This is a genomic window from Prosthecobacter sp. (genome assembly GCF_034366625.1).
In the GTDB taxonomy this organism is placed as follows: domain Bacteria; phylum Verrucomicrobiota; class Verrucomicrobiia; order Verrucomicrobiales; family Verrucomicrobiaceae; genus Prosthecobacter.
On the sequence record NZ_JAXMIH010000020.1, the window covers coordinates 70,663 to 78,220 of the forward strand.

General features: G+C 58.5%; 9 protein-coding genes. 4 read left to right on the top strand and 5 right to left on the bottom strand.

The window, feature by feature from the left end; genetic code table 11:
* Window positions 1-9: 9 nt before the first annotated feature.
* On the bottom strand, window positions 10-432 hold the full coding sequence (locus U1A53_RS20260; RefSeq protein ID WP_322283679.1) for a response regulator: 423 nt from the start codon (window positions 430-432) through the stop codon (window positions 10-12).
* A gap of 128 nt (window positions 433-560) precedes the next feature.
* On the opposite strand from U1A53_RS20260, the gene ispG reads away from it, so the two are divergent.
* Entirely contained in the window at window positions 561-2,360 is a 1,800-nt protein-coding gene (ispG, locus tag U1A53_RS20265; protein WP_322283680.1) for a (E)-4-hydroxy-3-methylbut-2-enyl-diphosphate synthase, read from the top strand.
* Window positions 2,361-2,365: 5 nt separating this feature from the next.
* Here ispG and U1A53_RS20270 read toward each other — a convergent pair whose 3' ends face one another.
* The 4 genes from U1A53_RS20270 to U1A53_RS20285 form a co-directional block, all read right to left on the bottom strand.
* Window positions 2,366-2,524, bottom strand: a complete 159-nt coding sequence (locus tag U1A53_RS20270; RefSeq protein WP_322283681.1) for a hypothetical protein — start codon at window positions 2,522-2,524, stop codon at window positions 2,366-2,368.
* A 134-nt stretch (window positions 2,525-2,658) separates the two neighbouring features.
* The gene (locus U1A53_RS20275; RefSeq protein WP_322283682.1) at window positions 2,659-3,354 is read right to left on the bottom strand and encodes a tetratricopeptide repeat protein; all 696 of its coding nucleotides are present in this window, start codon (window positions 3,352-3,354) and stop codon (window positions 2,659-2,661) included.
* A 203-nt stretch (window positions 3,355-3,557) separates the two neighbouring features.
* Entirely contained in the window at window positions 3,558-4,385 is an 828-nt protein-coding gene (locus tag U1A53_RS20280; RefSeq protein ID WP_322283683.1) for an AbiV family abortive infection protein, read from the bottom strand.
* Between the two features lie 112 nt (window positions 4,386-4,497).
* Entirely contained in the window at window positions 4,498-4,992 is a 495-nt protein-coding gene (locus U1A53_RS20285; protein WP_322283684.1) for a hypothetical protein, read from the bottom strand.
* A 581-nt stretch (window positions 4,993-5,573) separates the two neighbouring features.
* Between U1A53_RS20285 and U1A53_RS20290 the strand changes: the two genes are divergently transcribed.
* The 3 genes from U1A53_RS20290 to U1A53_RS20300 all read left to right on the top strand — a co-directional run bounded on the left by U1A53_RS20290 (window position 5,574) and on the right by U1A53_RS20300 (window position 7,416).
* Window positions 5,574-5,876, top strand: coding sequence for a helix-turn-helix transcriptional regulator (locus U1A53_RS20290; protein WP_322283685.1), 303 nt, complete (start codon window positions 5,574-5,576; stop codon window positions 5,874-5,876).
* Between the two features lie 63 nt (window positions 5,877-5,939).
* Complete coding sequence (locus U1A53_RS20295) at window positions 5,940-6,677, top strand: fibronectin type III domain-containing protein (RefSeq protein ID WP_322283686.1); 738 nt, start codon at window positions 5,940-5,942, stop codon at window positions 6,675-6,677.
* 271 nt (window positions 6,678-6,948) lie between these two features.
* Window positions 6,949-7,416 (top strand): hypothetical protein, encoded by a 468-nt coding sequence (locus tag U1A53_RS20300; RefSeq protein WP_322283687.1) that lies wholly within the window; start codon window positions 6,949-6,951, stop codon window positions 7,414-7,416.
* Window positions 7,417-7,558 lie beyond the last annotated feature (142 nt).

Sequence of the window (7,558 nt, forward strand, 5' to 3'; positions counted from 1 at the left end):
CAACATTCATCACGCCGCCTTCTTCGGGCACAGGATGATGAGCTTCTGCCGCGAAGTCGGCGGCGGGTTCGCCGGCTCGGTAAGGGCGCGGTCCACGGCGCTGTAGATCTCCTCCGCCTGAAAAGGCTTCGTCACATAATCACAGGCCCCACGACGGATGGCCGTCACGATGTCACGAGTCTCGGAGCAGGCGGAAACCATCACAAAACGGGTCGCAGGCGAGGCTTCCCGCGCATCGCGCATCACATCCAAGCCGTCGATGTCGCCCAGGCGGCGATCCACCAGCACCACATCGGGATTCATCTCGCGAATCGCGTCCAGTCCGGCGCGGCCATTGTCAAAAGCCATGACCTCGTGGCCTTGAGAGCGGCACAAGGTAGAAAGGAGCTTGAGCACGGGCGGGTGATCTTCGATAACGACGATATTTGCCATATTGAGTCGATTTTTACCACCTGGGGCCGCCTTCGGCAAGACACTTGTAAGAAACTTGTCATGCCACACCTCGCCCAGAGGCTTCCCGTTTGCGCCTTGGCCTCAATCCGGCATTCTAGCGACCCGCCATGTCCTCACCCCTGCTCCACTACTGTTCCGACCTGTACAATTACCAGCGCCGTGAAACGCGCCCGGTCCTGGTCGGCAAGGTGCAGATCGGCGGCGGTGCTCCCGTCGTGGTGCAGAGCATGCTCACCAGCGACACGCGTGATGCGGATGCCTGCGTGAAGGAAGCGCTCGGTCTCGCCGAGGCCGGCTGCGAGATCGTCCGCGTCACCGCCCAGACCCGCGTCATCGCCGAAAACCTCCAGCACATCCGCGACGGCCTGCGCAAGGCGGGCTGCGACGTGCCGCTCGTCGCCGACATCCATTTCAAACCCGACGCCGCGATGGAAGCCGTGAAGTGGGTGGAAAAAGTCCGCGTGAATCCCGGCAACTATGCCGACAAGAAGAAGTTCGCCGTCAAAGAATACACGGATGACGAGTACGCCGCCGAGGTGGCCTACATGGAGGAGCAATTCGTCCCGCTGGTCAAAGAATGCCTCCGCCTCGGCCGCGCCATGCGCATCGGCACGAACCACGGATCGCTCAGTGACCGCATCATGAACCGCCATGGCGACACGCCGCTCGGCATGGTGGAGAGCGCCCTCGAGTTCGCTCGCATCTCGCGCGCGCAGGGCTACCACAACTTCCTCTTCTCGATGAAGGCCAGCAATCCGAAGGTCATGATCGAGGCCTATCGTTTGCTCGTCGCGCATTTGAACAAACTCGGCTCCGACTGGAATTACCCCATCCATCTCGGCGTCACGGAGGCCGGTGACGGCGAAGACGGCCGCATCAAGAGCGCCATCGGCATCGGCTCGCTGCTCGCCGATGGCATCGGCGACACCGTGCGCGTTTCCTTGACCGAAGATGCCATCTTCGAGATCCCCGTCGCCCAGCAGCTCGTGAAGCCCTACAACGAAGGTCTTCCAGCGCACTTTGAGCGCATCGAAAACGCGCCAGCGGTCAGCTACGATCCCTTCGACTACGTGCGCCGCGAATCGCAGGTGCTCACAATCAATGGCGTTAAAACCGGCGGCCACGAAACCGTCCCTGTCTTCACCACACGCAAGAAATGGGACGCTGTCGCCCACAAGATCGACAAGCTCGGCGACTACAAACCGGAGATCGTCATCGAAGACAGCGGCGTCATCGAAATCGACCCGCGCGACGCCGCCGCCATCGCCAGCCTCTATGACAGTGCTGAAGCCAGGCTCGTCACCATCAAAGACGGTCTCAAGCTGCCCGTGATCGCCGCGTATCGTCTGCTCGCGGCCAAATTGCAGCCACGGCATCCGATTCTGCTCAAGGACACCTTCAAAGCGGAAATCGGAAAGCAGAAAGCAGAAACGCCGGACGACTTCACCGAAAACCTCCTCGTCGCCGCCACCAACATCGGCTCGCTGCTGTGCGATGGCATCGGCGATGCCGTCATCGTGAACGGCGAAGACGCGCCGGGCCAGGCACTGCGCATCAGCTACAACATCCTGCAAGCCGCCGGCGTGCGCATCTTCAAGACCGACTACGTCGCCTGCCCGAGCTGCGGCCGCACGCTCTTCAATCTGCAAACCACCACGCAGAAAATCCGCGCCGCCACCGGCCATCTCAAAGGCGTGCGCATCGCCGTCATGGGCTGCATCGTCAACGGCCCCGGCGAAATGGCCGACGCCGACTTCGGCTACGTCGGCGGCGCTCCTGAGAAGATCAATCTCTACGTCGGCAAGACCGCCGTGAAGTTCAACATCCCCGAAGGCGAAGCCGTCGAACGCCTCATCGACCTCATCAAAGAACACGACCGCTGGTTTGACGCGCCGGTGGCGGCGTGAGACGCTCAGTTTGTCAGCGCGTTGCAGCCTGACACCGTTTCCCCGAAGTTCAGTAGTGCGTCGAGATTGGCGGCGAGTTCGGGCAGCCTGCGCTCCTGGGCTTGTGCCAGACATGGGAGGCATGCGACGAAGGAAACGCAAAGGATGGCAGCAAGACGAAGCATGCGGCCAGTTTTACCCGCTTCATACCGCGGGTGTCAATCATTGTCCACGTTTCGAGGCAGTCTCAAGGCGCCGCAGAACGAGCGCATAATGCCAGGCATCTTCTTCTCTTCTTCGCCGCCGATTCCACATTTGCTCATCCCAAACTACTGATGAACTTGGACGCACAAAAGAGCATGGCTGGGATAAAAAGAAGCATGATTAAACAGCCGCGTCCTTGTGATGGCGAAGTCTCAAGACCCCGGGCTTTAGCAAAATATTTTTGAAATTCACGCGAATCCTGGGGGACGCCAATTCCAAGACTGTGGCAATAAGCCATACCTTCCTGTGCGATGACATTTCCCAGATCCGCCGCTTTTCGAAACCACTTCGCCGCTTCTTTTACATCTTTTGGTACAGCGTCGCCTTTACCCTCAAGGTAATTACAAGCCAAGTTGACCATGGCTGCATCATCCCCACTTTCTGCGGCGAGTTTGAACCATTTTACGGCTTCTCTAGCATCCTGCGGGACGCCGTCACCATCGCCGTAAAGTTTGCCGAGCATATTTTGCGAAGGCACATGCCCACGCACGGCAGCTTTCCTGAACCAATTTGCGGCCGCAGTTGAATTCTTTCCGACTCCAATTCCTTCCATATACAAATGTCCCAATAAGAATTGAGCATCGGGGAAATTTTGGTCAGCAGCCTTGCGGCACCAGTTTGCCGCCTCCAAATTGTCTCTTGCGATTCCGTTGCCATCGCCATAACACAGAGCCAGGTTCTTTTGGGCTTCAGGGTCGCCGGATTGTGCTTGCCGCAGCAACTCGGGTGAATAATACAACGGCGTGCTCATTTTAAATATGGGTTTTCTGATTCAGTTAAATGCAGATCGGGAAACGTTCAAACTCATAGATGCGCGGATTTAATCGAAGCTCCTCTATATAGCATGAAAGGGTCAGGAGTCGATTCGTGACAAACTGAGTATTCTGTCAACTATCAACCCCTGACCCTTTCATGCTGACCCTTTCATGTTCGTTAGATTTTTCTCCAAGTCATTCATGCTCCGGAGTAGGTCTGTTGTATCCGTTCCAGGTCATTTATCTCCACATTGATCAAAGAGAGATCGGCATCGTGAAGAGGATAAGGCAGGTAGTTGACGATAGTGTCTATGGCGGATTTGTCCGACTCGTCGATGAGCTTCTGAACCTCAAGTTCCGCTAAAGTACTGTGGTTCAATTCGCGGAGCTTTTGACGGGTATAATCGTCATCAATCGAAGTGGGCCGCCATTTGGCGGCGATTGCTGCAAGCGATGCGGGGTGGGTACATCCGGTCGCTTTCAGTGATTTGGCAATTTCAACAACTCGAGGCGTGTGGTGTTTGAAAGCTCGCTTGTGTTTAAATGGATTTAACCAAAAATGCTCATCGGCTGATTTAACGTAATCAACATACATATTGCGTTCCCGTGAGTGAAGAATGCGATTGGGAAATATCCAGTCCACGTCATTCGGACCGTCAGAATAGAACTGTTGGCGCTCCAGTTTCAGGTATTTTTGAAGGTCTGCTTTCGAGGAAGGCTCCCACTCGCACATTTCTGCATAAATGCCCTTCGCTAAGTGATCGTTGAAACGTTGAACTTGGCGTGGAAAGTTTGGCGACTGCCGGGGGCATCGAATAGCATCAAACAAAATGAGCGCCTTGGCCGCCTCTTCGCGGGCAACTGCAATGAGAATATCGTAGCCGTTGCTCTGCGCGGCATATAGAGCTTGCGCGTCGATCTCGATCGCGAGAGCGTTCAAAATCGCAAGATTCATTCCTGCCGAGACTTCACGGAACAGATCCTGTTCACTGAGTTGGCAGATATCTTTGATAGCACGTTGTTTCATGGCGTCGCGTTTCTAAGCCTATATGGTTGATGAGAAGCGATTCTTTTGCTTGCGTCAAGAGAGGGCTAGACGGCTGGCATCTCTTTCTCTCTCTTCTCTCATTCCGTCATCTTCACCGGTGGCCTTCACGCTGACGCATTTTGGCGTGGTAGCGGGACAGGGCGCTGTGGCGGTCTTTGGGCTTTTCGCCGTGGCGGGTTTCGCGCACGAGGTAGAGCACGCTGACGGCGTGGACTTGGACGCCGGGCTCCACGCTGCCGAAGAAGGACTGGCCGGAATTTCGGCTCAGTTCGCTGCCGTAGAGCGTGAGCGTGCGTTCGGTGATGGAGTAGGGATCAGGCAAAAAGGGCCGGGGACCGATGATCTGGCGGCGTGGCAGCGGGATGGACCAATCGCCGAGTTCCAAGCGCCAGCGCCAGCCGTCCTGCTCGTGGCAGTCGGTGACGGGCCGCGCATGCGCCGCCGTGGGGAGGCGCGGACAACCGTGCGGGAGCAGCACATGCCAGTCCGTGAGATGCATGACCAGCCAGGCCCGGCCTTCGTCCCGGTCGCGCGAGCTGAAGTAGTCGGTGCTGTGAATGACGCCTCCGGCGATGCTGGCCTTCATGGACTGTTCATATAAACAGTTAAAGGGACGTTTCAACCTCACTCTGAGGCCATTACGGGGTCGGAGTGCCCCCGCTAGGAGGTCATGCGAGGCCCGAATGAGCTCATCGTGCCCTCGATATGAGATCATCTTGAGGTCAATATGAGGGCATGTTGAGGTGAACATGGGGTCATAGTGCCCTCGATATGAGGGCATGTTGCGGTCAACATGGGGTCATAGTGCCCATGATATGAGGGCATGTTGGGGTGAACATGGGGTCATGGTGCCCTCGATATGGGGGCATGTTGGGGTCAACATGGGGTCATGTTGCCCACGATATGGGGGCATGTTGGGGTCAACATGGGGTCATGGTGCCTTCGATATGAGGGCATGTTGTCCGCAGTTGCAGTCGGTGGGGTCTGCGGCATGAGCCAAGCAGTCGGGCAGTCCAACCCGATGAAGTGCCGAAGGTGGCTAAGGAACGCCGGTTCCATGAGTTGAATTTTTCTTTAAAATGGCCGCATGAGCCTGATTCCTTTGGACACCTCCGAGGCACCTGCCTAGTTTTCTAGGCATTCATTGCAACCCAACCCTGCCCAGCAATGGCCTTGTCACGTGATGAGATGAAGGATGAAGTGCGGCTGCACCTGGAGGTGCTGGGCTGGTGCCTCAAGCAGCGTCGGCTGGGCTGCCATTTGTCCCAGGAAGAATTGGCGGAGCTAGCCTTCGTTTCCCGAGCGCAAGTGCAGCATGTGGAGCATGCGCGGCATGGCATCGGGGAGGCCACCAAATTCCGGCTCTGCATGGCCCTCGGTATTTCTGTGGTGGAGCTGGATGCGGAGGTGGACCGCGTGAAGCAGGACTGGCGGAAAAACGGGCGTCCGCAGGATAGTGTGGATGCCTAAATCACTGGCGGCGAAACGCGGCGGGTTTTGTGATGAACTAGGCGCTGCAATGACGCCACCGCCATGTCCCTCAGATTCGACTCCAGCCCGCCGCTCCGCATGGATCAAGGGCTGCGATTTGACGCCTCCGGGCCGGTGACGCCACCCATCCAACCCAAACCGAGGAATCGAACCATGACCAAATTCAAACTCGAACTGCAAAAGAGAACCGTGCCGGAGAAAGTCTCGCTGGGCGCGAACCACATCACCGCGATGACCGGCAACGCGGCCTACCCTGCCCCCACCCGCGTGCCGACGGATGCGCAGGTGCAGACGGCGCAGGATGATCTGGCCGCCGCCGATGCGGCGGTGGACGCCGCCCAGACTGTGCTGGATCAGCGACGCCAGGAACGGGATGCCAAGGAACTCGCGTGGGACACGGTGATCACCGCGCGTGCCAACAACTGCGAGGCGGTGACGCCGAGTGATCTGGCCGCGCTGGCAAGCACGGGCTTCCCACTGCGCAGCACGGGTGCGCCCGTGGGCCAGCTCCCCGCTCCGGGTGATCTGAAGGCCACCGCCACGGACAATGAGGGCGAGATCGAGCTGCGCTGCAAAACGGTGGCCGGAGCGAGCACCTACGAGTGGCAGCAACGCCTGCACGATGGCAACCCGCCTTGGGCGGCGCTCAAGACCGGTACCACCGCCAAAATCCTCGTGCCCGGCCTCACCCCCGGCGTGGTCTATGCCTTCCGCGTCCGCGCCATCGGCTCCGCCGGTCCGGGAACGTGGAGCGATGAAGCGACGGAGAGAGCGCCGTGAACGAAACAAAAGCTGAAAGCTGAAATGCTGAAAACTGAAATCCAGAATCAGAGCCTCCATTTCTGCTTTCTGCTTTCTCATTTCAGCTTTTTCCCCTCCCGTCTGTCTCGCTCCGCTCGGCTCTGCTTTCTGCTTTCTCATTTCAGCTTTTGACTCGCTCGCGCCTCACGCTCGTCTCGGGCTACGCCCAATGCTTCGCATTGTCTGACTCGCAGCCCGCCAGGCTGCTCGGCTCAGTTTTTCAGTTTTCAGCCTTTCCACTTTTCTTCCCATGTACGACCCCGCCTACCCAGCCACGAACGCCTTGATCGAGTCCGCGCCGATGCGCGGGCAGTTCAACGGCCTCAAGGATCTCATCGATGCCATCCAGACGATCAACGCCGCCATCGTCGATGGCACGAACACGCTGCCGACGGGCACTCCGGCCCAGGTGACCCTCGAGGTGGCCGACGGCACGCTGCACTTCATTTTTGGCATCCCCACCGGCCCGCAGGGTGAGACGGGCAGCAGCGGCAGCGATGGCGGCCAGGGTCAGCAGGGAATCCAGGGTGAACAAGGCCTGCCGGGCGCTCCCGGCGAGGTTTCTCTCCAGCAACTTACCGACGCCATCGCCACCACCAGCAGCAACAGCAACAACGTGGCCACGCTGGGAATGACGGTGAGCGATCCGCCGACGCAGAGCGAGGTGCAGCAGATCGCGAACAAGATCGATGAGCTGATCGTGATGCTGAGGCGGTAGGGAGAGGAGCGCGGAGACTCTTCTCCGCTTCTTCTTTCCACACAGCGGGCAGGAGTGCCCGCGCTCCCTTCAAAGCGCGTCAAGAGGTCACGCGGCTGGGCGTTGCCCGTTTGACGCGCCGATGGCGGCGTGACCAATTTTG